Annotated in this window: 25 protein-coding genes; 13 read left to right on the top strand and 12 right to left on the bottom strand. The window is 54.7% G+C overall.

All coding sequences use genetic code 11. From position 1 onward, the window contains the following. Positions 1 to 69: 69 nt before the first annotated feature. Together IEV29_RS07790 and dacB are read left to right on the top strand one after the other, a co-directional pair. A complete protein-coding gene (locus IEV29_RS07790) occupies positions 70 to 2,103 on the top strand; it encodes a putative bifunctional diguanylate cyclase/phosphodiesterase (RefSeq protein ID WP_308632713.1) in 2,034 nt (677 codons plus the stop codon). Positions 2,104 to 2,183: 80 nt separating this feature from the next. Next, on the top strand, positions 2,184 to 3,614 hold the full coding sequence (gene dacB / locus IEV29_RS07785) for a D-alanyl-D-alanine carboxypeptidase/D-alanyl-D-alanine endopeptidase (RefSeq protein WP_188380637.1): 1,431 nt from the start codon (positions 2,184 to 2,186) through the stop codon (positions 3,612 to 3,614). Between the two features lie 32 nt (positions 3,615 to 3,646). Here the strand turns inward: dacB and IEV29_RS07780 are convergent, their stop codons facing one another. Genes IEV29_RS07780 through IEV29_RS07770 form a run of 3 tightly spaced genes read right to left on the bottom strand, consistent with a single transcriptional unit; the run spans position 3,647 to position 5,583 of the window. Next, positions 3,647 to 4,153: a TPM domain-containing protein gene (locus IEV29_RS07780; RefSeq protein WP_188380636.1), complete on the bottom strand. Its 507-nt coding sequence runs from the start codon at positions 4,151 to 4,153 to the stop codon at positions 3,647 to 3,649. 3 nt (positions 4,154 to 4,156) lie between these two features. Then, a complete protein-coding gene (locus tag IEV29_RS07775) occupies positions 4,157 to 4,981 on the bottom strand; it encodes a TPM domain-containing protein (protein WP_188380635.1) in 825 nt (274 codons plus the stop codon). Between the two features lie 8 nt (positions 4,982 to 4,989). Then, positions 4,990 to 5,583 (bottom strand): LemA family protein, encoded by a 594-nt coding sequence (locus tag IEV29_RS07770; protein WP_188380634.1) that lies wholly within the window; start codon positions 5,581 to 5,583, stop codon positions 4,990 to 4,992. A 148-nt stretch (positions 5,584 to 5,731) separates the two neighbouring features. On the opposite strand from IEV29_RS07770, the gene pyrF reads away from it, so the two are divergent. Further along, the gene (gene pyrF / locus IEV29_RS07765; RefSeq protein WP_188380633.1) at positions 5,732 to 6,559 is read left to right on the top strand and encodes an orotidine-5'-phosphate decarboxylase; all 828 of its coding nucleotides are present in this window, start codon (positions 5,732 to 5,734) and stop codon (positions 6,557 to 6,559) included. 76 nt (positions 6,560 to 6,635) lie between these two features. Here the strand turns inward: pyrF and IEV29_RS07760 are convergent, their stop codons facing one another. The 4 genes from IEV29_RS07760 to IEV29_RS07745 form a co-directional block, all read right to left on the bottom strand. Further along, positions 6,636 to 7,121 (bottom strand): CinA family protein, encoded by a 486-nt coding sequence (locus IEV29_RS07760; protein WP_188380632.1) that lies wholly within the window; start codon positions 7,119 to 7,121, stop codon positions 6,636 to 6,638. 12 nt (positions 7,122 to 7,133) lie between these two features. Continuing rightward, positions 7,134 to 7,661 carry a phosphatidylglycerophosphatase A family protein gene (locus tag IEV29_RS07755; RefSeq protein ID WP_229726277.1) on the bottom strand — a complete coding sequence of 176 codons (528 nt, stop codon included), beginning with the start codon at positions 7,659 to 7,661 and terminating at the stop codon, positions 7,134 to 7,136. Further along, on the bottom strand, positions 7,658 to 8,623 hold the full coding sequence (gene thiL, locus IEV29_RS07750) for a thiamine-phosphate kinase (protein WP_188381119.1): 966 nt from the start codon (positions 8,621 to 8,623) through the stop codon (positions 7,658 to 7,660). Before thiL ends, IEV29_RS07755 begins: the two co-directional genes overlap by 4 nt. An 85-nt stretch (positions 8,624 to 8,708) precedes the next feature. Then, entirely contained in the window at positions 8,709 to 9,887 is a 1,179-nt protein-coding gene (locus IEV29_RS07745; RefSeq protein WP_188380631.1) for an NAD(P)/FAD-dependent oxidoreductase, read from the bottom strand. A gap of 271 nt (positions 9,888 to 10,158) precedes the next feature. Between IEV29_RS07745 and IEV29_RS07740 the strand changes: the two genes are divergently transcribed. Continuing rightward, positions 10,159 to 12,471, top strand: a complete 2,313-nt coding sequence (locus tag IEV29_RS07740; protein WP_188380630.1) for an NADP-dependent malic enzyme — start codon at positions 10,159 to 10,161, stop codon at positions 12,469 to 12,471. Between the two features lie 47 nt (positions 12,472 to 12,518). Here IEV29_RS07740 and IEV29_RS07735 read toward each other — a convergent pair whose 3' ends face one another. Together IEV29_RS07735 and IEV29_RS07730 are read right to left on the bottom strand one after the other, a co-directional pair. Beyond that, complete coding sequence (locus IEV29_RS07735; protein WP_188380629.1) at positions 12,519 to 13,454, bottom strand: 5'-nucleotidase; 936 nt, start codon at positions 13,452 to 13,454, stop codon at positions 12,519 to 12,521. Between the two features lie 308 nt (positions 13,455 to 13,762). Continuing rightward, entirely contained in the window at positions 13,763 to 14,023 is a 261-nt protein-coding gene (locus IEV29_RS07730; RefSeq protein ID WP_188380628.1) for a hypothetical protein, read from the bottom strand. Positions 14,024 to 14,189: 166 nt separating this feature from the next. On the opposite strand from IEV29_RS07730, the gene IEV29_RS07725 reads away from it, so the two are divergent. The 9 genes from IEV29_RS07725 (at position 14,190) to IEV29_RS07685 (ending at position 22,976) form a co-directional block, all read left to right on the top strand. Then, entirely contained in the window at positions 14,190 to 14,648 is a 459-nt protein-coding gene (locus tag IEV29_RS07725; RefSeq protein WP_188380627.1) for an Rrf2 family transcriptional regulator, read from the top strand. A gap of 90 nt (positions 14,649 to 14,738) precedes the next feature. After that, complete coding sequence (hmpA, locus tag IEV29_RS07720; protein ID WP_188380626.1) at positions 14,739 to 15,935, top strand: NO-inducible flavohemoprotein; 1,197 nt, start codon at positions 14,739 to 14,741, stop codon at positions 15,933 to 15,935. 227 nt (positions 15,936 to 16,162) lie between these two features. Continuing rightward, a complete protein-coding gene (locus IEV29_RS07715) occupies positions 16,163 to 17,578 on the top strand; it encodes a CHASE3 domain-containing protein (RefSeq protein WP_188380625.1) in 1,416 nt (471 codons plus the stop codon). Next, on the top strand, positions 17,575 to 18,213 hold the full coding sequence (locus IEV29_RS07710) for a response regulator (protein ID WP_188380624.1): 639 nt from the start codon (positions 17,575 to 17,577) through the stop codon (positions 18,211 to 18,213). Before IEV29_RS07715 ends, IEV29_RS07710 begins: the two co-directional genes overlap by 4 nt. A 47-nt stretch (positions 18,214 to 18,260) precedes the next feature. Further along, positions 18,261 to 18,731 (top strand): response regulator, encoded by a 471-nt coding sequence (locus IEV29_RS07705; protein WP_188380623.1) that lies wholly within the window; start codon positions 18,261 to 18,263, stop codon positions 18,729 to 18,731. 23 nt (positions 18,732 to 18,754) lie between these two features. Continuing rightward, on the top strand, positions 18,755 to 19,255 hold the full coding sequence (locus IEV29_RS07700) for a Csu type fimbrial protein (RefSeq protein ID WP_188380622.1): 501 nt from the start codon (positions 18,755 to 18,757) through the stop codon (positions 19,253 to 19,255). Positions 19,256 to 19,269: 14 nt separating this feature from the next. Beyond that, the gene (locus tag IEV29_RS07695) at positions 19,270 to 20,019 is read left to right on the top strand and encodes a fimbrial biogenesis chaperone (protein ID WP_188380621.1); all 750 of its coding nucleotides are present in this window, start codon (positions 19,270 to 19,272) and stop codon (positions 20,017 to 20,019) included. Beyond that, positions 20,020 to 22,491, top strand: a complete 2,472-nt coding sequence (locus tag IEV29_RS07690; protein ID WP_188380620.1) for a fimbria/pilus outer membrane usher protein — start codon at positions 20,020 to 20,022, stop codon at positions 22,489 to 22,491. Positions 22,492 to 22,493: 2 nt separating this feature from the next. Continuing rightward, positions 22,494 to 22,976 carry a Csu type fimbrial protein gene (locus IEV29_RS07685; protein ID WP_188380619.1) on the top strand — a complete coding sequence of 161 codons (483 nt, stop codon included), beginning with the start codon at positions 22,494 to 22,496 and terminating at the stop codon, positions 22,974 to 22,976. Positions 22,977 to 22,982: 6 nt separating this feature from the next. On the opposite strand, the gene IEV29_RS07680 is transcribed toward IEV29_RS07685, so the two are convergent. The 3 genes from IEV29_RS07680 to IEV29_RS07670 form a co-directional block, all read right to left on the bottom strand. Beyond that, positions 22,983 to 23,267 carry a hypothetical protein gene (locus IEV29_RS07680; RefSeq protein WP_188380618.1) on the bottom strand — a complete coding sequence of 95 codons (285 nt, stop codon included), beginning with the start codon at positions 23,265 to 23,267 and terminating at the stop codon, positions 22,983 to 22,985. 131 nt (positions 23,268 to 23,398) lie between these two features. After that, positions 23,399 to 24,577, bottom strand: coding sequence for a hybrid sensor histidine kinase/response regulator (locus IEV29_RS07675; protein ID WP_188380617.1), 1,179 nt, complete (start codon positions 24,575 to 24,577; stop codon positions 23,399 to 23,401). Next, positions 24,577 to 25,170 (bottom strand): chemotaxis protein CheB, encoded by a 594-nt coding sequence (locus IEV29_RS07670; RefSeq protein ID WP_188380616.1) that lies wholly within the window; start codon positions 25,168 to 25,170, stop codon positions 24,577 to 24,579. Before IEV29_RS07670 ends, IEV29_RS07675 begins: the two co-directional genes overlap by 1 nt. Between the last annotated feature and the right edge of the window lie 2 nt (positions 25,171 to 25,172).

Genomic DNA, 25,172 nt, shown 5'->3' with positions numbered 1-25,172 from the left:
AATATCAATGTCAGCGTCTATGCGGCACCGACTTCGGATCCAAAGGCACTGATCTATGGTACTGGCGAGTTGCCGATTGATTCGCCGTCGGTAATGGGATTGCCGACTTGGCTTTTCTACGATCATCCCGAAGCTTATGTACGTGCTTTCGATGTCGCTGGCAAAAAGTGGAGCATTGTGGTGTCGACGGCACCGCACTTCTTTATCGGCGGTAATGACAATGCCTTATGGGCTCTGCTGGTTGGTGTCCTGTTCAGCTTTGGCGCGGCCGGATACTTGCAGATGATCGTGACGCGCTCACGTCGCATTCAAATGCTGGTGGATGAACGCACGATGCAGTTGCGTACCGCCAACCAGGATCTCGTTGCCGATATCGCAGCACGCAAGCATGCGGAACAGGAGTTGCAGTTGCGGGATCGTGCGATCGAGGCAAGTGCCAACGCCATCATCATCACGAGTGCCGAAGGACCGGACTACGGGATTGAATATGTGAATCCGGCGTTTGAGCGGATTACCGGTTATGCGGAAGAAGAGGCGCTGGGTCGCAATATCGATTTCCTGTGGCAGAGAGACAGCGAGCAGCCGGGCATTGAAGAATTGCGTGCCTGCTTGCAGGAGCAGCGCGAAGGGCAAGCCGTCATGCGCAACTATCGCAAGGATGGCACGCTGCTGTGGAGCGATATGTATATTGCGCCGGTGCGGGACGATTACGGTCGTGTCAGTCACTATGTGATTGCGCAGTACGACATCACCGCAACCAAGCGTTACGAGTCCGAACTGGAATTTCAGACCAATCGCGACTCACTGACCGGTCTTGCCAATCGCACGCTACTGCGTGATCGCTTGAGCCAGGCCATTTCGTATGCCTATCGCTACAACCATCCGATCTGGGTGCTGTTTATCGATCTTGACCGCTTCAAGTTCGTCAACGATACGCTTGGACATCAGGCTGGCGACATCCTGCTCAAAGCGGTAGCCTCGCGCATGAATTCGGTTGTGCGCGATACGGATACGATTTCGCGCATGGGTGGGGACGAGTTCGTGGTCGTGCTGCCTGAGCGCACGGATTCAGGTTTGTCGACGTCCATCGTTCGGCGCCTGATGGATGCGATTGCGCAGCCACTGACGATTGAAGGGCATGAATTCTTCATCAGCAGCAGTGTCGGTGTTTCGGTTTACCCAGCCGATGGTGTCGAGCCGGAAACCTTGATCAAGCATGCCGATATCGCAATGTATCGTGCCAAGGAAACGGGACGAAACAATTTCCAGTTCTACACCTCCGAAATGAATGAGCGCGCACTGGAACGGTTGCGTATCGAAGGTGATTTGCGTCTGGCGATTGAACGCGATGAATTCCTGCTTTACTACCAGCCTCAGGTTGATCTGGTATCGAAGAAAATCATTGGCGTGGAAGCATTGATTCGCTGGCAGCATCCTGAGCTTGGTATGGTGCCGCCGGCACGCTTCATCAGTCTGGCGGAAGAGACGGGGCTTATTGTGCCGATTGGCAATTGGGTCATCCGTGAAGCATGTCGGCAAAGCAAGGTATGGCAGGACGAGGGTTTCATTGGCTTGCGTACAGCCGTCAACTTGTCGGCCCGCCAGTTTGCCCAGCAGAATCTGGTGCAGTCGATTCAGGATGCCTTGACGGCCACGTCGCTGTTGCCAGCCAGTCTTGAAATCGAGCTGACAGAAAGTCTGGTCATGGCCGATGTGGAGCAGGCGATCGGTATTCTGCGAGACATGAAGACACTGGGTGTGCAGTTGTCTATTGATGATTTTGGCACCGGCTATTCAAGTCTGAGTTACCTCAAGCGTTTCCCGATCGATGTACTGAAGATCGACCGTTCGTTTGTCAATGACATCACGACCGATCCGGATGATGCGGCGATTGTCACCTCCATCATTTCGCTGGCGCACAGCTTGCGTTTATCCGTGATTGCGGAGGGTGTGGAAACGCGTGAACAACTCGACTATCTGCAACAGCATGGTTGCGATCAGATTCAGGGTTATTTCTTCAGTCGTCCTGTGACGGCAGAAGTCATGACGCAGATGTTGCGCGATGGCACTCGCCTGCAACTGACGGACGACCAGCCAGCGTGATCGTGTAGGGTGTGTCGCGCCTGCCGCGACTGTTTAGGGGCGACATGCAATAATGGCATTCGACTCAACGATTCGATGCCATGCGTATTCAAAGAATTTCTCCTCTCATTATCGCTGCCCTGATTGTTGTCAGCGGCACAGTACCTGCCAGTGCGCAGGTGACGCAATCGCTACCTTCTGCCATGACGGATGCGCTGACGCGCAGCGCGATTCCCTTGCAGTCGGTCGGTGCCTACGTGCAGGAAGTCACGAATCCCAAGCCGCTGATTGCCCTGAATGCCGAAGCTGGCTTCAATCCCGCTTCCACCATGAAGCTGGTGACCACCAATGCGGCGCTGGAATTGCTGGGACCTGCCTTTACTTGGAAAACGAAAGCCTACATTCGCGGCACGCTGGTCGATGAGGTACTGCATGGTGATCTGATCATCAGGGGCGAAGGCGATCCCAAGCTGGTAACGGAAAAATTCTGGCAGCTCTTGCGGCAGATTCGTGCATCGGGCGTTCGTGAGATTCGCGGCAATCTGATTCTTGATCGGAGTCAGTTTCAGGCCAGGCCGCATGATGCCGGCGCTTTCGATGACTATCCACTCAAGCCATATAACGTTGGCCCGGACGCCTTGCTGTTGAACTACAACGTGATGAGCGTGCATTTTTTGCCGGATGCTGCGCGAGGCGTGGCCACCATGCAATTTGATCCACCCGTGGCATGGACGAATGCGCAGCCGCCGCGATTGTCCAGTGGTGCTTGTGGCGACTGGCAAACAGCGTTGAAACCGCAGTTCAATCCAAACGGGGTGGTGTTTGATGGCGCTTATCCTGCGGCCTGCGGAGAAAAGACCTGGTATCTGCATCCGTATCGCGTCAGTCCAACAGCCTACTTCGGTCAGGTCTTTCGTCAGTTATGGACGGACGTCGGCGGGCGTTTCGACGGTGTGGTGACGGAAGGTGCAGTATCGCCTGATGCACGTCAGATCGCCGAGTGGCAATCGCCACCATTACCGGAAATCGTGCGTGACATCAACAAGTTCAGCAACAATGTGATGGCGCGTCATGTCTTGCTGGCGATGGCGGCAGCGAGCGGCAATGTGCCGGCAACGCCGGAATTTGGCGCGAATCTGGTACGCGCCTGGCTGAGCCGCAAGGGTATTGATACGACTAAGCTGGTAATCGAGAACGGATCTGGTTTGTCTCGCATTGAACAAATCACACCGGAGGAAATGGGGCGCATGCTGGTCGCGGCATATCAGTCGCCGATCATGCCGGAGTTCATTTCATCCATGCCGATCGTGGGTTTGGATGGCACGATGCGGCGCCGACTGGTCAACAACGATGTTGCGGGCCGTGCCCATATCAAGACCGGTTCTCTTGATGGGGTCAGGGCGGTTGCAGGTTATGTGCAGGCTTTGTCAGGCAGACGCTATGTGGTGGTCTGCATCATTAATGACACCAGAGCCGAGGCAGGGCGCGCAGCGCAGGACGCCCTGCTGCAATGGGTACATGAAAATGGCTGACGCGCGGGACGCATGACAGTTTCTGACGATCCCTATAAAAAAATAGGTGCGTCGGATAACTGATTGGGCGGTGCAGACTGCAGTGCCTTTTGTTCCGGAAACCTGCGTTGCAAAATCGTGTTGAGATACCGTAGGCCGCGCAAAGTGGCTTCGTGATAGTCACCTTTGGCAAACCCTTGCGTCATTGTTTGACAGACTTCCTTCCACTCGTCTGGCAAGACGCAGCAATTGATGCCGCGGTCAGCGATGATCTCAACCTGATGATCGGCAAGATTGATGTAAACCAGAATGCCGCAATTTTCTTCGGTATCCCAAATGCGATATTGACTGAACAGATCATGTGCACGCATGCGTGAAGTCTGCCGCTCCAGAAGCTCAGGCCATGCCAAGGCAGGCTCGATGATGAGGCGGACTTCGGCGCGATGGACAGTTTCTCCTTCGGCAATGACTGCCTGAATCGCTTGCAGCGTCGCACAGGGGAAATGCTTGCGGCCACTGGATTGTGTTGTCAGCAGATGTCGGATCAGTCGTCTGAGCATGGATCACCAATTACCGGATGCGCCGCCGCCATCGAAGCCACCACCACGCCCCGAAAACCCGCCACCAGCGCCACCATTAAAACCACCGCCAAAGCTGCCGCCGCCACGGTGGCGCTGTCCCATGCCAATGCCGCTACCCAGAATGACACCAGCGGCATGCCCCCAGTCATCCTGGCGATGTGTCGGATAGCGACGACCGTTACGCTGGCGGATCATGATTATCAGAAAAAAGAACGCAAAGAAAACGAAAGGAATCAGCGCATCGACCAGCGTGCTACCCGTGCGCGTGTCTGCCTGTCTGGTTGGTGCGGCAAAGGTTTCCGTGTCCAGCAGGCTGGTAATGGCGGCGACGCCTGCGGCAAGCCCGCCATAAAAATCATTCTGCTGAAAATGCGGTGCAATCACGTCCTGCAGTACGCGTTTGGATTGCGCATCGGTTAGGACACCTTGTACGCCACGGCCGGTCTCGATGCGCAAGCGACCGGCAGCACCGGCGTTTCCCTTGGCGACCAAAAGCAAGACACCGTCATCGACGCCTTTCCGCCCCAGCTTCCATGTGTCGACAACGCGGATGCTGTACTGCTCGATGGTTTCGGGAGCAGTGGAATGCACGAGCAGGATGGCGATCTGATTGCCGGTGCGTTGTTCATATGCTGCCAGCGTATTTTCCAGTGCATTGCGCTGGCCGATGTTGAGCATGCCGATCTGGTCGGTCACTCTAGCTTGCAGTGGTGGTACGGGTGCCAGTCCGGCATCCAGATGCTGCGCGGTGGCAGACAGGCATAGGCACAGCAACAAACCGGTCAGCAAATGCCGAAAAAATGTCATGGCGCAGATTATTTATCGAAGCTGACTGCGGGTGGTGTCGAGATCGCTTTTTCGTTTTCCACCATGAAGGACGGTTTGACAGGATAGCCAAATACCTTGGCCGTCAGATTGGTCGGAAAGCTACGTGCAAGCACGTTGTAGTCCTGCACGGCGGCGATGTAACGCTGGCGGGCCACGGTGATGCGATTCTCGGTACCTTCCAGCTGCGATTGCAGATCACGGAAACTGGTATCCGCCTTGAGTTGCGGATAGTTTTCCGAAATGGCCATCAGGCGTGCCAGCGCGGACGACAGTTCGCCCTGTACTTGCTGGAATCGCGCAAGACTTTGCGGATCATTCAGAACTTCCGGTGTGACCTGAATACTGGTCGCAGCCGCACGTGCCTTGGTGACGGCTTCAAAGGTCTCGCGTTCGTGCGACGCATAGCCTTTGACAGTATTGACTAGATTGGGAATCAGATCGGCGCGACGTTGATACTGATTGACGACTTCGCCCCAGGCTGCCTTGGTCGCTTCGTCCTTGGCCTGAAAATCGTTATAACCGCAGGCACTCAGCAGACTTGCAAAGAGAGCAATCGTCAGCCATTTGATCAGCTTGTTCATATTGTTTTTCCTGTTGAAGAGCAAGAGTGACGGATAGGTGATGCCGAAGTAGCAAGGTTTCAATAGTACTCCACTGTCAACCTCGGTGACATGGTTGCCGGGTGCGCACGGTACAATAGCGGCAGCCAGAAAATCTGAAAGCCCGATCTTGACCTTCATCGACAAACTCTCTGCCGTCTCGGTTGCCAGCAATTCTCAGCTTTGCGTGGGACTGGATCCGGACCCGGCTAAATTTCCGGTACATCTGCACAGCAAGCCGGATGCAATAGTCCAGTTTTGCAAAGCCATCATTGATGCCACGGCGGCAACAGCCTGCGCCTTCAAACCACAGATTGCCTACTTTGCCGCCTTGCGTGCCGAAGAGCAACTGGAAGAAATCTGCAAATACATCCGCACCAATTATCCGGCGATTCCCATTGTGCTGGACGCCAAGCGTGGCGACATTGGCGCGACGGCCGAGCAATATGCGCGTGAAGCATTCGAACGCTATGGTGCCGATGCCGTGACGGTCAATCCGTACATGGGATTCGATTCGGTACAACCTTATCTTGAATGGAAGGATCGTGGCGCGATTATCCTGTGCCGTACCTCCAATGCGGGCGGCTCCGATCTGCAGTTCCTGAATGTGGATGGCAAGCCGCTGTATCACCACGTTGCCAAGCTGGTTGCCGAAAAGTGGAATACCAATGGTCAGTGTGGTTTGGTCGTCGGTGCGACCTTCCCGAACGAACTGGCGCAGGTGCGTGCCTTGGTTGGCGATATGCCCTTGCTGATTCCGGGAATTGGCGCGCAAGGTGGCGATATCAAGGCAACGGTGGAAGCCGGCCGTACTGCGGCAGGTGCGGGCATGATGATCAATTCCTCACGCGCGATTTTGTATGCAAAAGCGTATGACGCGAAAGGTGAAGATTTCGCTGCAGCGGCACGCCGCGTGGCACAAGAGACGCGTGATGCAATCAATCAATATCGCAATTGATTGTTGGTTGCAAAAAACGGCGACAACCATCCTGCGGTTGTCGCCGTTTTTTTATTGCAGATCGAGGCGATGTGCGTCAGTCTTGTTTCAAGCGATCCAGCATACCTTGCAGGGCATGTACGACACTCTGTGCGCGTACGGCTTGTCGGTCGCCGCTGAATTGCATGCGCTGGGTTGTGACCTTGTCCCCAATTGCCCAGCCAAAATACACGGTACCGACGGGTTTGCCCGGTACGGCGCCATCCGGGCCGGCAATGCCGGTGGTTGAAAGTGCCACGGTCGCCTGACTGTTGGCGAGGGCACCTTGGCACATGGCGGCGGCAGTTTCATCACTGACCGCACCGTAGGCGGCCAGCGTGCTTTCCGGCACTTGCAGTAAGCGCATCTTGGCAGCATTGGAATAGGTCACAAATCCGCAATCGAACCATGCGGACGAACCGGCAATGTCGGTGATCGCTGCCGCCACACCGCCGCCTGTACAGGACTCGGTCGTCGATAACATCCATTGACGTTGTTTGAGAAGCAGGCCCAGTTCGGTAGCAAGGACAATGATGTCGGACATGATGTCTCCAGCTTAAAGGCGCATCCAGATCGCGATGACCAGCAATGTCAGAAACGCTGCGATCAGGTCATCGATCATGACGCCGAAACCATCCTTGAAACGTCGTTCGATTTGCCGGATCGGCGGCGGCTTGATCATGTCGAACAGACGGAAAATCAGGAACGCTGCGAATTGCATTCCCAGACTGGCGGGCATCACAAACAGCATGACCAGCCAGATTGCAATGATTTCATCCCACACCATGCTGCCGTGATCGGATACGCCCAGATTGCGTCCGGTGACATTACAAGCCCAGATGCCGACGATAAATCCAATTGAAATAAAGAAGGCCCACGCCCACGGCGTGAAGATATCGGGAAAGCGCCACGTGAGCACAACGAACGACAGCCAGCCGAACAAGGTGCCAAAGGTGCCGGGCATGATGCGCGGCAGTCCGCTGCCAAAGCCCATCGCCAGCAGGTGCGCCGGATGCCGGCGCATGAAGGTCGAGTTGGGATGCACTGTCGGTGCCCGTTGTTCTGAGGAAGCTGGGGACGTCATGACGAAGCGAAATGATCGAAAGAGGCGACCTGCAGATTCAGAGGCGTGCCATTGGCGTCCTGCAGGCGCAGGCCGGGCGAGGCGTCAATGCGTCCGACACGCGTGACCGGTGTATCGGCTGCAAGTGCCGCACCCAGTACAGCGTCACGTTTTGAAGCAGGTGCGGTAAAGCAGAGTTCATAGTCGTCTCCGCCCGACAGCGTGAAGTGACGGCGGCGATTGGTGTCCTGCTCATCCAGCATGGCACCAGCCGGCAAGGCATCGACGTTCAGCGTGGCACCGACATTGGATGCTTTCAGAATATGGCCGAGATCGCCGATCAGGCCATCAGACAGATCAAGTGCGGCATGCGCAATGCCGCGCAATGCAAGTCCCAAGGCGATGCGCGGTTGTGGCATATGCAAGCGCGTTGCGGCAATATCGAGAACACCGGGAGCAAGTTCGTAATCACCATACAAGGCGCCGAGCGCAAGACGCGCATCACCCAGTGAGCCCGAGACCCAGATGTCGTCGCCCTCCAGTGCCGCATTGCGTTGCAGCGCTTCACCAATCGGTACACGTCCGAAAACAGTGATGCATATATTGAGCGGGCCCTTGGTCGTGTCGCCACCGATCAATTCGCATTGGTGCGCATCCGCCAGCGCAAACATCCCGTTGGAAAAAGCTTCCAGCCAGTTTTCGTCGACATGCGGTAAGGAGAAAGCCAGCGTAAACGCGACGGGTTCCGCGCCCATGGCGGCAAGATCAGACAAATTGACCGCCAGCGATTTGTGCCCAAGCATGCATGGATCGGCACCAGCAAAGAAATGACGTCCTTCGACCAGAATGTCGGTCGAGATCGCCATTTGCATGCCGGATTTTTGCGTCAGTAAAGCGCAGTCGTCACCAATACCCAGTGCCGCATGCGGGCGATGGGTTGGACGTTTGAAATAACGGGCGATGAGATCGAATTCGGACAGCATGGTGTGATTGTACAGAAGCGTGCCGCCGACTCCATCATTGCTGTTGTCGGCCGTGCGTATATCCACCGACGTTTCAGACGGCGGATCAGACCGTTTCGGCTTTTTTACCGAGTTCGCCGAGCAGTGTCTGACGGATCGGATTGTCATGGGGCGATGCGCCGAATCCGGTCAGAACGCCATCGGCATCGTAAAAACGGCATACGGTGCGGTTATCGACGATTTCGACGGACCAGGTGCCATTGGCAACGGAGTGGGGCAATGGCGCGATCAGTGCCAATGGATAACTCGGCGTTTTGATCAAAACCGGCGAAGGCTGAATGACGATCTCTGTCGGCTCACCATTGAGTGAACGTGCAATCGCGCGCCCAGCCGTCATGATCGGCATGATGTATGGCAGCGTATGGTGGCTGCCGTCCGCAAAGGTGTACTCGGCACAGTCTCCCAGAGCAAACACGTCGGGCGCACTGGTTTTTCCCTGGGTGTCGACCACTATGCCACGTTGCGTTTGCAGGTTGGCCAGTTTTGCCAGATGCAGATCCGGGCGCAGTCCGACTGCGGACAGCACGATATCGGCATCGACGACGGTGCCATCTGCCAATTGCACCTGCAACGCCTGGTCTTTGCGGCTCACACTTTCTGCCACCGTGCCGAACCGGAACTGTACGTTGCGTGCCTGTAAAGCTTGCTGCAAACCTTCCGACAGCGCTGGCGCGGCCAAGGCTGCCAGCGGACGGGTATTCGGGTCGATCAGGGTGATGGCATGACCTGCACCAGACAGATCGTCGGCAAATTCGCAACCGATCAGGCCGGCTCCAATAATGGCGATACGCATGGTTTTGTCCGCCGGAATCCGTTCACGTAATTTTGCATAGTGGTCAATGTTATTGACCGAGAGAACGTCCTGCGCCGCATCCCCCTTGAGATCGAGGCGAATCGGTTGTGCACCAACCGCAAGCACCAGCTTGTCATATTCGATCTTGCCGGACGTGGTATCGATGACTTTTGCTTGGGTATCGATGCCGGTGACGGTGGTGGACGATTTGATTTCTGCGTTCAATTGGGCCGCCATCTGCTCGGCACTTTGTGTCACCAGTTGCGCGGCAGTCTTGTTTTGCGCGAAGGCATTCGACAACATGGGTTTGGAGTAGGCGCCTCCCTGATCGGCGGTGATCAGAACGAGTGGCGCGTCCTTGTTCAGCCGGCGGAATTCGCGGGCAACGGTGTAACCGGACATGCCGGTGCCAATGATGACGATGGGATTCATGCTTGTTTCTCCGGGAAGGTGTCGTCGTGAGGCGACGATCATGATGCTTTTGGCGCAAGGGCAGGATTCTAATCCACGCCGCATCGGTAATCGGCTTTTATACGTATTTAAATATGCATATAAATTACATCAATTATACGCATCGGGATTGTCAGGCAGGCGCAAGCATGGCGTGAAAAGATGGCTCCGGGCAAAAAAATAGGTGGAAATCCCTCTGCTAGAATGAATTGCCTCATCTCTCATAAAAAAGACATAGAAAGGTTGGTCGACGATGGATTCGGACCTGGAAAAGAAAGAAGAGCTGCGCCAGAAATTGAGACAAGCGGCGCTTGAGTATCATGAGTTTCCCAAGCCGGGAAAGATCGCGGTGGTGCCGACCAAACAGGTCACCAATCAACACGATCTGGCACTGGCTTACACGCCCGGGGTGGCAGCTGCATGCGAAGAAATCGCGATTAATCCTGCCGATTCTTATCGCTACACGGGACGCGGCAATCTGGTAGCCGTCATCACCAACGGCACAGCGGTGCTGGGACTGGGAAATATCGGTCCGCAGGCAGCCAAGCCGGTGATGGAAGGCAAGGCCGTCCTGTTCAAGAAATTTGCCGGTATTGATGTGTTCGATATCGAGATCAACGAAACCGATCCGGACAAACTGTGCGACATCATTGCGGCACTGGAGCCCACATTCGGTGGCATCAATCTGGAAGACATCAAGGCGCCGGAATGCTTTGCGATCGAGCGCAATCTGCGTGAGCGCATGAAGATTCCGGTCTTTCACGACGATCAGCACGGCACCGCGATCATTGTTGCGGCGGCGATCCTCAATGGCCTTAAGGTGGTCGGCAAGGAAGTGTCCACAGCCAAACTGGTGACGTCCGGTGCAGGCGCAGCCGCGCTTGCCTGTCTGGAGTTGCTGGTCGATATCGGCTTCAAACGCGAGAACATCATCGTCACCGATCTGGGTGGCGTGGTCTACGAAGGGCGTGTCGAACTGATGGATCCGGACAAGGCGAAGTTTGCGCAAAAAACAAGCGCGCGTACCCTGGCAGAAGTGATCGGTGGCGCCGATATTTTCCTTGGTCTGTCTGCAGGTGGGGTGCTCAAGCCCGCCATGGTGGCAGCGATGGCTGACAAGCCAGTGATTCTGGCACTGGCGAATCCGACGCCGGAAATCCTGCCGGACGAGGTACGTGCGGTCCGTTCGGATGCGGTGATTGCAACCGGCCGTTCCGACTTCCCGAATCAGGTCAACAACGCCCTGTGTTTTCCGTACATTTTCCGCGGTGCGCTTGATTGCGGCGCGACGACGATTACACGTGAAATGGAAATCGCGGCAACCTACGCGATCGCAGGTCTGGCGCAGGAAGAGCAATCAGATATCGTGGCCTCGACATATGGCATCACGAATCTGAGTTTTGGTCCGGATTACATCATTCCAATGCCGTTTGATCCGCGTCTGATGACCCGGATTGCAATGGCCGTAGCCAAGTCCGCCGAAGAGTGCGGTGTTGCTGCGCGTCCGATCAAGGACATGGATGCGTATGCGGATCGTCTGCAGGAATTTGTCTATCGCAGCGGTACCTTCATGCGTCCGATCTTCCAGATCGCCAAGAACGCACCACCCGAGCAAAAACGCATCGTCTTCGCAGAAGGCGAAGAAGAGCGTGTGTTGCGTGCGGTGCAGGTCGTCGTGGATGAACGCCTTGCCAAGCCGATTCTGATCGGCCGTCCTGCCGTGCTGGAACAGCGGATCGAACGTTATGGTTTGCGGATCAAGCCCGATGTCGATTTCACCGTGATCAATCCCGAGTTCGATACGCGTTATCGCGATTTCTGGGAAACCTATCTGGACATGACGCGTCGCAAAGGGGTGAGCGAACAATACGCACGCCTCGAAATGCGTCGGCGTCATACGCTGATTGGCGCGATGGCGATTCACAAAGGCGATGCGGACGGCATGGTATGCGGGACTTTTGGCACCAACAATCTGCATCTGCATTACATTGATCAGGTCTTGGGAAAGCGCGAAGGGACGAATGTCTATGGCGCGATGAACTGTCTGATTCTGCAGGATCGCCAGCTGTTCCTGGTGGATACGCACGTCAATGAAAATCCGACCGCAGCACAACTGGCGGAAATCACGTTACTGGCTGTGCAAGAGATGCATCGCTTTGGTGTCACACCACGCGTTGCCTTGCTGTCGCATTCCAACTTCGGTTCATTCAATACGGAATCGGCGCTCAAGATGCGTGAAGTGCTGGCGATTGTGCGTGAGTTGGCCCCCGATCTGGAAATCGATGGCGAGATGCATGGCGATATTGCCTTGAATTTCAATCAGTTGAAGAAGACCATGCCGGATTCGCCATTGAAAGGCGAGGCCAATCTGCTGGTATTGCCGAATATCGATTCCGCCAACATTGCTTACAACCTGTTGAAGACGACGGTGGGCAACAATGTGGCTATCGGTCCGATTCTGCTGGGTTGCAAGAGTCCTGTGCATATCCTGACGCCCTCTGCCACCGTGCGCCGTATCGTCAACATGACCGCACTATGTGTCGCGGATGCGCTCGACAATCGATGATTGTTGGGATGCTGAACAAAAAAGCCGCTGTGAGACAGCGGCTTTTTTTATGGTGTGGGCAAATCCTTGATGCTTTTCACTTCGCCGCGTAGCGGTACGCGACCTGTTTGCACGAAGGTGGAAGCGCGATCGCAATGACCAGGCTGATCATCAAAAAACATGTGAGGCCGGAAAGCAGCAAGCACATCCGATTTGGCGACGCCGCCCATGAAGAAAGTTTCATCGATGATGATGTCCCATGCACGCAGCGTGCGAATCACGCGTTCGTGTGCGGGCGAAGAGCGTGCCGTGACGAGTGCCGTACGAATCGGCGGTTTCTGTACACCCGCCTGCCGGAAGTTGTGCTGGATGAATGAAATCGCTTTGAGCAAACGCGCAAACGGGCCTTCCGGCAAAGGCTTCAATGCATTCTCGCGTTCGTGATTTTCAAATGCCTCGATGCCCTGGGTTTGATAGATACGTTCCGACTCATCGGAAAAAATGACAGCATCGCCATCGAAGGCAATGCGGATCTGGTCGAGTTCTTCGAGCGCACTGCTCGGTTTCTGGTACAGCAGGGCGGCAGCCGTGCCGGAATCGATGGCTGCTTGCACATCGTCTTCGTGCAGGGAAAGAAACAGGCTGACATTGAAAGCCCGCAAGTATGGCGTCAAAGAGGCGCCACCCGACAGCACCGCACGCGTGATGTCGAGGTCGTAATGTTTGATGGAGTTGAAAATCCGTAGCGATGTTTCGCTGGAATTGCGCGACATCACAACGACTTCCACCAAGCGCTTATCCGGTGCAAGTGCATTGAGCTTAAGCAGCGCGCGCACCAGTGCGAAGCCGCCGCCCAGCTTCAATATCTCGTTTTCGTGGTCAATCTGATGCTTGCGATAAGCCTCCAGACCCTGCGTGCGGAAAATGGATTCTTCTGCTTCCAGATCAAACAAGGCGCGGGAAGAGATGCCGACAACGAGCAAATGATCAAGGGAAACGGGCATGAAACATTCAGTGAGCGTAGGAGAGGGCCCATTATAGACAGTCTGTACACAAACGTACGGGTGTCTTCCTGTAACGCATCCGGATCAACGCAGATGGCTTACAGAGCCGGAGGCAGTGCCACCCATGCAGTCAACCTGAAAGAAGTGAGCATGGGCAGACATAAGCAGAAAATTGTGCTGGCAAAATTCTTGCTTGGAGGATGTGTGATTAGTGTTGTGTCATGCGCAAAATCCGGATGGATCTTGCGCTCGCACGATGAAAGGAAGAGCGCGGAACCGTTTTCACGCAGAGCAGAGAGGGCAGGTGTTTATTTCTGCACTTCTTCGTCATCGGTGTAGAAAGAGGTGCGCACGGTGTGTGTCGCACGTTGTAGTTTCTTGAGCCCCGCCTTGGTGCCCAGATAGGCGCCTGCCAGACAGTACAACAAGGACATCCATCCCAGGTAGTACAGACCGACGAAGGGAAGTCCGATGACCAGAATGGTTGCGAACAGATCGCGACGATTCACTGTGATCAGATAGTGCGAAACGGCATAGATGACAAAAAGTCCGATGAGGGGCAGCAGCATGATGGTCTCCGATTTATGGACTGTATGTCCTTGTTATGAACCGATTCTAGCGTGGAAATGCAGAAAAATGAAAAGGCATTCTACAGATCGTGAAAAATGGCCTGTTCTGATAAATAGTTGCGGATTAAATGCATATTAAATACAATCGTTGTGAAAAGGATCGCAAATGAGACTAACCAGGTTTTCGGATATCGGATTGCGTGTGCTGATGTATCTGGCCAAGGATACCCGTGCGTCTTCTGTGACGGTGGCGGAAGTCGCACAGCAATTTGATGTTCCGCATAACCATCTGGTCAAGGTGGTTGGTACGTTGGCCAAGATGGGATGGATCGATGCCATGCGCGGTCGCAATGGGGGTATCCGTCTGGCGATTGATCCTGCCACGCTGAAGATCGGCGGTGTGCTGCGCGTGCTGGAAGGCGACGATGAAGTCGTCGATTGTGAAGGCATTGGCTGCCGCTTGTCTGGTGATTGCCGTTTGCGCCATGCCTTGCGTGAAGGTGTCGAGGCGTTTTACAAGGCGATGGATGTATACACCCTGGGGGAAGTGGTGTCCGGCAACACTGGTGAGCACATTGTTCGCATGCATCAGCGTTTTCTTGGTGACCGTGCATTGGCGGCTTAGGTTATCGCAAGTTTCAGAAGGTAAGGCCCGCAAGGGCTTTTTTGATGTCTTAAATGTTGCATTTTAAATGCATTAATTATTGGAGTGAACATGTTATCTGCAGCATCCCGTCCTTACATCGCTGCCAGTGTGCCGGTTCTTCGCGCGCATGGCCTGGCAATTACCACGACGTTTTACCAAGCCTTGTTCCAGAGTCATCCTGAATTGCATAACGTTTTCAATGCAGGCAATCAGGCAAATGGTACACAGCAGCAATCACTGGCTTCAGCCGTGTTTGCTTATGCAGCCAACATTGACAACGGTGCAGCGCTAACGCCCGTGATTACGCGCATCGTCCACAAGCACGTGTCGCTCGGTGTGACCGCGGCGCATTATCCAATCGTCGGCACGCATTTGCTCGCGGCGATCAAGCAGGTACTGGGTGATGCCGCGACGCCGGAGTTGCTCGCCGCGTGGGCGGAAGCGTATGGATTGCTGGCACAGGCACTGATTGATGAAGAGGCCAAACTGTATGCGCAGGCAGGGATCGAACCCGGTGCCTTATTTGCCATGCGTGTCATTGAAATCAGAAACGAAAGTGAACAGGTCAAATCGTTTGTGCTGGTGCCTGCCGACGAAACCCCGCTGCCTGATTTCAAGCCTGGACAATACGTGAGTGTGGCGGTGTCGCTGCCGAGTGGCATCAGACAACTGCGTCAATACAGTTTGTCGGATGCCCCGGATCAAGCGCATTTGCGTATCTCGGTCAAACGCGAAACGGGCGGAGATACGCCCGCAGGCGCAGTCTCCAACTGGTTGCATGACAACGTCCAGGTGGGAAGTACGCTCCAGATCAGTAAGCCGTTTGGCGAGTTTCAGCCAGACACGCAATCCGATGCGCCGATCGTACTGCTGTCTGCTGGCGTTGGCATTACCCCCATGATTGCAACGCTGAATTGCCTTGCCCGCACACAGCCTAACCGAAGAGTGATCTTTGCCCATGCCGCGCGTCATGCTGGACATCATCCGCATCGGCATGATGTCGCACAGGCACAAACGCGCATGCCTAATTTGCGTGTCATGACGTTCTATGAGGAAGGCGAAGTGGATGCGGCGTCAGAAACGTTGGCTGGCCGTATGCAACTACATCAATTGCCAGCATGGGATAAGCAAAATACCAATGTTTATCTATGTGGACCATTGCCCTTCATGCAAATGCAATGGACTGAACTATTGAAGGCGGGGGTGCCGATCAGTCGCCTTCATCGGGAGGTATTTGGGCCGGACATGCTTGATCACTTGTTATGAGTTTGCCCTCGGGTGAACTCGCAAAAAGATCATTTAAATAAAAGGTGCGCCGGCGGCGCATTTTTTATAGGGAAAATGTTGCTTTCCCGTGATGCTCAAGCGTAACTACCATGAATATGGGATGGGTGTAATGCGGCAAAACTCGCACAATGAATGCAAGAAAGAAGCCAAGCGTGTTTGTATTGTCTTTTCACAATTTTGTGAGGGCGCCGCTATAAGAGGATGACATGAGAAATCGAGATCGCGCCGAGTCTACGCGGATCAAGGAAATTATTTCTAATCTTCCCTATACGAATATTGCCATTGTCCTTCTGTTGCTGGGGATGGCGTCGTTTATCTATACCGCGCAACGCGGGTTGGAAAGTATTGAGCAGATCAAATTACATAATGATGCTGCTCGTTCTGCTCTTCAGAACTCCATACTGCTGACTGAGACCATGTCGTTGTTGAAAGATGTGGAGTCAGGTCAACGCGGGTTCATCATCACCGGTGATGATGCATTTCTTGCCCCATACAAAGAAGCTCGCGAGCAGTTTGGTGAGACTTATCGTCAACTCATTACCGTTTTGGAAAGTGATGATCGGGATACACGATATTCACATGATCATCTGGATCACCTTGTTATGGCGCGCATTCAACATGCTGCGTATCTGATCGACGAGAGGCGTAATAAAGGTGAGGTGATTTTGCAGAATGCCTCATTGTTCGTTGAAGGCAAACTCATCATGGACAAGATTCGTGATGAGATCGGGCAACTGCAAGCGGACCAGATGGCATTTAGCGATCGTAGTACGCAGTTGGCAAGGGAAGTGCAGCGACAGTCCTTCAATCTGAATTACTGGATATCAATCAGCGCAACATTGCTGATGTTGTTGCTCGCAGTGTTGTTGATTAGAGAAAAGCGAATTCGTGACCAGGCACAGGAAAAACTGCGTCGGATTAATATCACCTTGGAAGAGAGGATCGATGAGCGCACGGCGCAATTGCAAACCGCGCTGCAGCGTATCCAGACCTTTGCCATCGAGCAGGAAGAAAGTATCGAATCGGAACGGCGCCGGCTTGCGCGTGAAGTTCATGATCAACTGGGGCAGGTTTTTACCTCGCTGAAGCTGGTCATGCTTGGCGTGAAAGACGCGCCGCCAGAAGTCGTCAAGGAGAAGTTAGAAGAATTCACGCAATTACTGGATGAAGGGATTGTCGTCTCGCGGCGCATCTCATCCGAGCTGCGTCCCGCATTACTCGATGATTTCGGATTGGCTGCCGCGGTTGAACATTATGCTCAGCAGTACTGCAAACGCGGTGGGCCGAAGATGACGGTTGTGATCGAACACGACAGTGTGCTGACTGCCTTGCAGGCCAATCAGCTGTTTCGCATCCTGCAAGAGGCGGCAACCAACATCTTGCGACATGCCAAGGCGGACAGCATTCTCGTCGAAGGTGGCTTGGATGAGCATGAGCAGTATCGTTTTGCGATCACGGATAACGGCATTGGCCCGCAGCCAATACGCAGTGATGCCAGTGGTGTGCGCAATATGCGTGAACGCGCTGCACTGGCGGGCGGGAATTTTCAGTTTGGTCCCGCAGCACGCAAGGGCACCATGATTGTTGTTACGCTGCCAGTACACGTTGAGGAGCATGCATGAAGTGCCTGATTGTTGATGATCATCCCATCATGCGGCTTGGTATACGTCAGTTGATTGTCAACAAATGGTCCGATGCCGAAGTGGGAGAGGCTGATTCCGTTGCCAAGGCAGTGACACGATTTGCCGAAATCAAGCCGGATATTGTCATTCTTGATCTGAGCTTGCCGGATGTGAGCGGTACGGAAGGCGTGGCAAAGATGCTGCGCGTAGCCAAGGAAGTCCCGATTCTGGTGCTGAGTCTGAACGCCGAGTCTGTCTATGCGGCGCGCGTGTTGCAGATGGGCGCGGTCGGTTATCTGCCCAAGGACCTCGCGGCAGAGGAACTGGTCACCGCGATCGAGCGTATCCTCGCCGGCAAGCGCTATGTCACCCCCAGCATGGCAGATCGACTGCTGGATATTCTGGGCGGCAAGCAACTTGATCAGCTACCGCACGAACAATTATCGCCGCAGGAATATCGCGTGATGCTGCTGCTGGCAGCGGGTAAAGGTGCCAATGAAATCGGCGAGAGCATGCATGTCTCTGCCAAGACGGTGAGCACCTATACCGCACGCATTCTGCAGAAGACGGGATGGAAGAACAAGATTGAAATGACCAAATACTGTGTGCAGCACGGTTTGACTGAGAGGGAGTAGAGCCTTAGTTGTCGTTGGCTGGAAGTGACCTGTAGGGATTTCCTGACATGTCGTGGTGGAAAGGCCTGTCAATCGTCATCGTTATTGCCTTCTTACAAGAAAGTATCCCGATGTTTAATCTGAAGACTCATCGGGAGTGCTTTATGAAGATTGTGGTCGTTGAAGATTCTGCAGTGATACGGAAACACTTTATCGCGTTGCTCGAATCGGTATCGGAAGTCAAGGTGGTCGGCGAAGCCGAGTCGGAACAGGCGGCGCTGGACATGATACCGGCCTTGCAGCCAGATATCGTGGTGCTGGACGTTAATCTGTCACCAGGCAATGGTTTCAACGTGTTGAAACAACTACGCGCTTCTGGCAATACCGCTGAAATATTTGTCGTCACCAACCAGACTCATGAGCAGTACCGAAAGATGAGTGTGACGTTGGGTGCAAATGGCTTCTACGACAAGAGTAACGGTATTGAAAATGTGCTTGCCCGGATTAAGACCCTGGTCGAATCCGGCAAGGCAAACTAATCAGTCAAATACAGGAGTAGCAAATGTCCAAGTTGTTGAAAGCAGCCGTTGTGTGTTCTGTCGCTCTCGTGAGCAGTGCGTCCTGGTCGGCCACCGCCTCCAGTACCTTTCAGGTGACGGCGACTGTCCTGAGTTCGTGTACCGTTGCCGGTACGACGCTGAACTTCGGTAGCAACATCGATCCGATCGCGGCGAGCGTGCCGCTGGATTCGACTTCGACCTTGACGGTGGCTTGCAGCAACACGACGCCTTACACGGTGGCATTGAGTGCCGGTACCAACGCAGGTGGTGCCACCAACTTTACCTCGCGTGCGATCAAGAATGGTTCGAGCACACTCGGTTATCAGCTTTACACGGATTCTTCCCGTACGACGGTATGGGGTAACGGCACCAGCAGCAGTACGGTTCCAGGTACTGGCTCCGGCGGCAATCAGACGTTGAGCATTTATGGTCGTCTGCCATCGTTGACTGGTGCAGTGCCTGGTAGCTATACCGATACGGTGACAGTGACGATTACCTACTAAAAACAGGAAACTACATGGTCCGGATGTCCCTGAAGCACGCGCTTGTCTTATTCCTTGCCTTTGCATCACAGTCCTTGTGGGCAGCCAATCTGGGCGTGACGCCGGTGGCGATCCATATGGGTGGCGCCGTCAACCGGACAACGGTCAGCATCGTCAACAGCGGTACGGATGCCGTGACGATGCAGGCAGAGGCAATCGCATGGAAACGTGTTGACGGCGTGGACCAGGATGGCGAGACCAATGACGTGATGGTCAACCCTGCGGTATTCACGATCGAGCCGGGGCAGAGTCAGATCGTGCGTGTCGGTTTGCGTCGTCCTAACGATCAGCCCGTCGAAGCAACCTATCGCCTCGTGTTGCGTGAAGTGCCTGTGGTACGAGAAGAAGCGCCAGCAGCGGGTACGACGGTGCGCGTGCTGGTGGCGATGCGCTTGCCGATTTATGTGGCACCCAATCAGGTGAAATTTGACGAGCAGTGGGACGTCAAGTCGGATGCCAAGGGCAATGTCATCGTCAAGTTGCAGAATCGCGGTAACGTGCATTACAAGGTCGGCAGCATCAAGTTGCGTGCCGATGATGGCAAAAGCGGCGGCGTACCGCTGGCATCGACCACCGAGGGCGCGGTGCTGTTTCCCGGCGAATCCCGTTCATTCAATCTAAAGCAGGCACAGCAGCGTTCCTTGCCGCGACAGCCAGTCACCCTGGAGGTGTTTACGGATCGTGGCCCACAGTATATTTCCACGGAACTCAACAAAGGCGACTAGATGCGCCGATGCTGTCTGCTTGCCGTACTGGCGGCTTCCTCGCCTCTTGTTTGTGCTCAGACAACAGGCGAGGAAGGTGTGCGTCTGGACGAAGACAAGAAGCTGATTTTGTCGCGTGAGTTGAAGATGCCTCCTTCGCCAACAGCCGGTTCGAGAAAGAAAACCATGCCACCACCGCTGGCGCAGGCAAATGTACGCATCGCACCGCAAGCGCTAGCTCCGATGCAGACTGCGCAAGTCCTGACCGACCCGCCACCGGAAGTACTGGTACTCGCGGTGTCGATCAACGGAATCGAGCGCGACGATACGATCGAGGCCTTACAGTTCGCCAATAACGATCTGGCCGTTTCCAGACAGGATCTGGCAGCGTGGAATATGTCGGCATCGTCAGCACACGAGGCTGTCATCAATGGCGTCAACTACATTCGGCTCAATGATCTGCCTTTTCTAAAATGGCAGGTCGATACCCGCACCCAAACGCTGGTCATCGTGGCGCGTGCGGACGCGTTCAGTGCGCACAAGGTGGCGTTGACAGGGGATGCTACGCCTGCAGTGACAGAATCGCCGCCAGGCGGCTTCTTCAACTACGATATGCAAGCCGATCACGCGAATGGCAGCACACGCTACTCCGGTTTCTATGCGCTTTCGGTTTTCGGTAAATGGGGAACCGGATCGCAATCCGCCTTGTATCGAGGGAATGCAATTGGTGGTGCCGACAGTAATGTGCGTCTGGATACGACGTGGACCATCGACATACCTGAGCGCCGCCAGAGCATATGGCTGGGCGATGCGATCAGCCAAAGCGGCACGCTAGGTCGTTCGGTACGCTTTGGCGGGGTGCGCTGGGGAACCAACTTCGGGCTGACACCCGGATTTTCAACACTGGCCTTGCCTGTCATTCGTGGCGAGGCAGCATTGCCATCAACGCTCGATCTTTACATCAACAACAACTATGGCTCACAGGCCAATGTGCCGGCTGGTCCCTTCGATCTGGCCAACGTGCCACTGGTGACGGGTAAGGGGGAGATTCGCATGGCGGTGCGTGACGTGCTCGGGCGCGAGCAAATCATCACCCAGCCGTACTACGCCAGTCAGTCTTTGCTGAAGCCCGGATTACGCGATTTTTCTCTGGAGGCAGGACGTATTCGTGAAGACTACGGGTTTCTGAGCAATCGTTACGGACGTACCTTTGCCGCCGGTACCGAGCGGCTTGGTATTTCACCGACCTTTACCAGAGAACTGCGTGGCGAGGTACTGGCATCACAGCAGATGCTGGCGCTTGGCGGAACCTGGTTGTTGGGGACGGCCGGCACGCTGAGTCTGCAAGGCGCGGGCAGTCGTTCCGATGCGGGCAATGGCTGGTCATCGGGGTTCAGCTTTGAAAGGCAGGCATCGGATTTCAGCGGCAACTTGAGCACACGTTACGCCAGTCGCGAGTTTGCACAACTGGGTGAGATCGAAGGGCGCACCACGAGAATGACCACTGCACTCGGTGTCGGTATGCCATTCATGGGTGGCGGGCTGGGGGCGAGTTACGCGCAACAGACAACCTGGCAGGATCAGGACAATCGGATTGCAACCGTCAGCTATAGCCGTAGTATTGGCGCACGCACCTATTACAGCCTTGTGGCAACCCGGCAAATGGGCGACAGTCGTGGGACGTCTATTGCCTTTACGCTGATTCACGCACTGGGTTTGCGCGACAGCGTGTCGATGATTCATTCCAAGCAGGATGAGCAATCCTTCACAGCCTTGCAATTGCAGCGCAATGTGCCCACCGGGCCCGGCTACGGTTATCAGATCAGTGCGGAAGAAGGGTCGGCACGACGTTATAACGCGCTCGGTACGTTCAACAATGCTTATTCGCGTCTGACGGCTGGTGTCGCTGGCGCCGAAGGCATGTCGAGTGCCTATCGTCTGGGGGCGGCGGGTTCGGTTGCCTTTCTGGGAGGCGGCGTTTATCCGACGCGTCAGATCGACGACAGTTTTGCAGTGGTAAAGGTTGGGGACTATCCGGGTGTCAGTGTGTTACGGGATAACCAGAAAGTGGCAACGACCGGACGCAACGGCTATGCCTTCGTTACGGGATTGCGCGGTTATCAGCGCAATCGTGTCAGCGTGGATCAGGCGGATCTGCCGTTCGATGCCGAGATTGATAATCTGGAAATCAATGTCACGCCAGCCATGCGCAGCGGGATTGCCATCGACTTTCCGGTACGGCGCATGTATTCGGCAGTAGCGCGCATGACCTATCGTGATGGTACCAATCTGCCGCCGGGCACGTTGATGATCATGACAGGCATTGAGAATGAAGTGGTCGTCGGTTTCGACGGCAAGGTATTCATCAGCAGTGCGGATAAACGCGTCACTTTGTCGGCCTTTGGCAGACGTGCCTGTACGCTGGGTGTTGAATTGAAGGATGCACCGGAAACCGTTGCCGATCTGGGCACATTGATTTGTCAGGAAAACTGATCATGAAAAAATGGATATTCGCCGGTCTGTTGTTTGGACTATCGCAACAGGCATCTGCGCTGTGTCTTGCGCCACTCTGCAGTTGCAATGTGTCCGCGACCCCGATTGCATTCGGTTCATTCGATCCCTTGCCGGGACTGGCGCAAGATGCGACCGGCTCGGTCACGATGACGTGTAATGGTGCGGCAGGCTTGTTGATTCCGTTCCGGATTGCGCTCAGTAGTGGCGCCGGCACACTGACTAACCGCAAGATGATCAACGGCACGCGGAATCTGTACTACAACATCTATTCCGATACGAATCGCACAACGGTATGGGGCGATGGCACGACGGGAGCGCCGAATGTTTCAGGCAATGTGTTATTGAATCTGCTGGGAACGCTGACAGTGAAATACGATACGTATGGACGTATCACCGCAGGGCAAACGACGCTGGTGCCGGGCACCTATGCGGATACGATTGTCGTCACGCTGACGTATGACTGAATCTGATCAGTAGTAGTCGGTAGTGCGAACGAGATAAGAACCGGATGGCGTTTCCGTCACGATTTCGCCGGTACTGGTGCGCAGAGGAATTTGCTGCGTGCTTTCAACGACATGCTGCGTGAGTTGCCCTTGGCAGGTCTTGAGATGGGCATAATGCGAATTCAGGCACGGATTGGCGATGGAAAGCTGGATGGCGATCTGCGGATTCTTGCTGATGCTGCGACGTGGCGCATCACCGGCAACAGCCTGGAAGCTGATCAGAACAGCAATGATGCATAGAAGATAACGCATGATGATACCCGGATGGTTTCTGATCTCGTGATGAATTGATTATAGCAACCGGGTTCTCAAGTTTTCTTTAAAGTAATGTCAAAGATGGTTACGACCGTTGGTCGCAGCCGCTCCGTGTGATTACCGCATTGTTATTGTTGTATCAAACCATTCCGAAAAGGCAACGAAAGCGTAAAGGCAGCGCCTTCTCCATAAGCGCTTTCCACCTGCAGTGACCCGCCATGTGCCTCTGCCAGCTGGCGCGCAATATACAGGCCAAGACCCAGGCCAGAACCCACCTTGGTATTGGCACGTTCAAAAGGTTCAAAGATGCGATGCTGGTCTGCCAGCGTGATGCCATTGCCCTGATCGCGCACCGTGATTTCTGCAACGTTATCATTGCGCGTCAGCGTTACCGTCACCGGCTTACTGCCACCATAACGGAAGGCGTTCGTCAGCAGATTGACGATCACCTGCTCAACACGGAACTCATCCCAGATACCGTTTGCTTTGACGTCGGCATGCAGGGTGACCTCGCAGCCAGCACTATTGGCCTGATGGGACAGGTCACTGACGACACGTTGCAATAGTGCAGACAGTTCTGTTTCCGATGGACGGATCGACAGCTTGCCGCTGCGGATACGCGAGACGTCAACCATGTCGTCGATCAGACGCACCATGCTTTTGATCTGGCGTTCATCTCGCGCCACCATACGTTGCAATTGTGGTTCGCTGAAAGCATCGAGTTTGCCTTTTTCCAGTTGCATCTTGCGCATCTGTGTTTCGAGAAACAGCGTGTTGAGCGGGGTGCGCAGTTCGTGTGCGACCATGGACATGAACTCGTCACGCATGCGCAGCGAGCGTTGCAACTCCGCCTGCGTGGCATGCAGTTCCTGCCGGCTTTTCTCCAGTGCCTCGACCTGATGCTTGACCTGATTGCGTTGCTGATACAAGGAGACAAAGACATTGACCTTGCTGCGTACCGCGCAGATATCGAGCGGCTTGTGCAGAAAATCCACTGCGCCGGTCTCGTAACCTTTGAACGCGTAGTTCTGTTCCTTGCCGGCAGCGCTGACAAAAACGATTGGCACGTGCCTGGTTTTTTCGGTACTGCGCATCAGCTCGGCAAGTTCAAAACCATCCATCTCGGGCATGTTGACATCAAGGATGGCGAGGGCAAATTCATGTTCAAGCAAAAGAAACAGCGCTTCTTCACCCGAAGAAGCCTGATAGATCGTGCGATCGTCCTGTTTGATGATTTCCGACAGGGCCAGCAAATTTTCCTGCAGATCATCGACGATCAGTAACTTCGACTTGTTTTGCGTAGGCATCAGGATTGTCCCAGTTCGGTTAGCAGCTGCCTGATTTCCTGCAGGCGGAGAATATGATCGGGCAGGCGGCGACGGATGGCGGCCTGCGGCATGACGGAAACCTGTGCTTCCTGCGGGTCTTGCACGATGGTCAGGCCACCGGCGGCCTTGATGCTGGCCAAACCGTCCGCGCCATCTTCGTTGGCACCCGTCAGCAAAATACCGGCCAGACGATTGCCGTAGGCATCGGCGGCAGAGGACATCAAAAGATCGATGGCCGGTCGTGAAAAATGGACAGGATCTTCACCACTCAACGAAAAACGGAAATCCGTTTCGATTGATAGATGATAGCCGGGTCCTGCGAAGTAGAGTACGCCCGCCGAAACAGGTTCCTTATCCTGTGCCTGTTTTACCGTCATGCCGACGTGCTGACTAAACACTTCAGCCAATCTGCTGTCGCGGTCGTCACGCAGGTGCAACACGACGATTACTGGCAAGCGGTAATCCTGTCGCAGGCCGGAAAGGATCTTGAGCAGTGCGTCAATGCCACCAGCAGATGCACCGATGACAATGGCATCGACAGCATGACGAGCGGTAGCGGGTTGATCTGTCATGG

Source organism: Oxalicibacterium faecigallinarum, from assembly GCF_014635705.1.
Taxonomy (GTDB): Bacteria; Pseudomonadota; Gammaproteobacteria; order Burkholderiales; family Burkholderiaceae_D; genus Oxalicibacterium; species Oxalicibacterium faecigallinarum.
This window is presented reverse-complemented; position numbering and strand designations above follow the sequence as displayed.

Coding starts and splice junctions, on each gene's coding strand:
- dacB (WP_188380637.1), top strand. CDS start 2,184: ATGCGTATTCAAAGAATTTCTCCTCTCATTATCGCTGCCCTGATTGTT.
- IEV29_RS07780 (WP_188380636.1), bottom strand. CDS start 4,153: ATGCTCAGACGACTGATCCGACATCTGCTGACAACACAATCCAGTGGC.
- IEV29_RS07775 (WP_188380635.1), bottom strand. CDS start 4,981: ATGACATTTTTTCGGCATTTGCTGACCGGTTTGTTGCTGTGCCTATGC.
- IEV29_RS07770 (WP_188380634.1), bottom strand. CDS start 5,583: ATGAACAAGCTGATCAAATGGCTGACGATTGCTCTCTTTGCAAGTCTG.
- IEV29_RS07760 (WP_188380632.1), bottom strand. CDS start 7,121: ATGTCCGACATCATTGTCCTTGCTACCGAACTGGGCCTGCTTCTCAAA.
- IEV29_RS07755 (WP_229726277.1), bottom strand. CDS start 7,661: ATGACGTCCCCAGCTTCCTCAGAACAACGGGCACCGACAGTGCATCCC.
- thiL (WP_188381119.1), bottom strand. CDS start 8,623: ATGCTGTCCGAATTCGATCTCATCGCCCGTTATTTCAAACGTCCAACC.
- IEV29_RS07745 (WP_188380631.1), bottom strand. CDS start 9,887: ATGAATCCCATCGTCATCATTGGCACCGGCATGTCCGGTTACACCGTT.
- IEV29_RS07740 (WP_188380630.1), top strand. CDS start 10,159: ATGGATTCGGACCTGGAAAAGAAAGAAGAGCTGCGCCAGAAATTGAGA.
- IEV29_RS07735 (WP_188380629.1), bottom strand. CDS start 13,454: ATGCCCGTTTCCCTTGATCATTTGCTCGTTGTCGGCATCTCTTCCCGC.
- IEV29_RS07730 (WP_188380628.1), bottom strand. CDS start 14,023: ATGCTGCTGCCCCTCATCGGACTTTTTGTCATCTATGCCGTTTCGCAC.
- IEV29_RS07725 (WP_188380627.1), top strand. CDS start 14,190: ATGAGACTAACCAGGTTTTCGGATATCGGATTGCGTGTGCTGATGTAT.
- hmpA (WP_188380626.1), top strand. CDS start 14,739: ATGTTATCTGCAGCATCCCGTCCTTACATCGCTGCCAGTGTGCCGGTT.
- IEV29_RS07715 (WP_188380625.1), top strand. CDS start 16,163: ATGAGAAATCGAGATCGCGCCGAGTCTACGCGGATCAAGGAAATTATT.
- IEV29_RS07710 (WP_188380624.1), top strand. CDS start 17,575: ATGAAGTGCCTGATTGTTGATGATCATCCCATCATGCGGCTTGGTATA.
- IEV29_RS07705 (WP_188380623.1), top strand. CDS start 18,261: ATGTCGTGGTGGAAAGGCCTGTCAATCGTCATCGTTATTGCCTTCTTA.
- IEV29_RS07700 (WP_188380622.1), top strand. CDS start 18,755: ATGTCCAAGTTGTTGAAAGCAGCCGTTGTGTGTTCTGTCGCTCTCGTG.
- IEV29_RS07695 (WP_188380621.1), top strand. CDS start 19,270: ATGGTCCGGATGTCCCTGAAGCACGCGCTTGTCTTATTCCTTGCCTTT.
- IEV29_RS07690 (WP_188380620.1), top strand. CDS start 20,020: ATGCGCCGATGCTGTCTGCTTGCCGTACTGGCGGCTTCCTCGCCTCTT.
- IEV29_RS07685 (WP_188380619.1), top strand. CDS start 22,494: ATGAAAAAATGGATATTCGCCGGTCTGTTGTTTGGACTATCGCAACAG.
- IEV29_RS07680 (WP_188380618.1), bottom strand. CDS start 23,267: ATGCGTTATCTTCTATGCATCATTGCTGTTCTGATCAGCTTCCAGGCT.
- IEV29_RS07675 (WP_188380617.1), bottom strand. CDS start 24,577: ATGCCTACGCAAAACAAGTCGAAGTTACTGATCGTCGATGATCTGCAG.
- IEV29_RS07670 (WP_188380616.1), bottom strand. CDS start 25,170: ATGACAGATCAACCCGCTACCGCTCGTCATGCTGTCGATGCCATTGTC.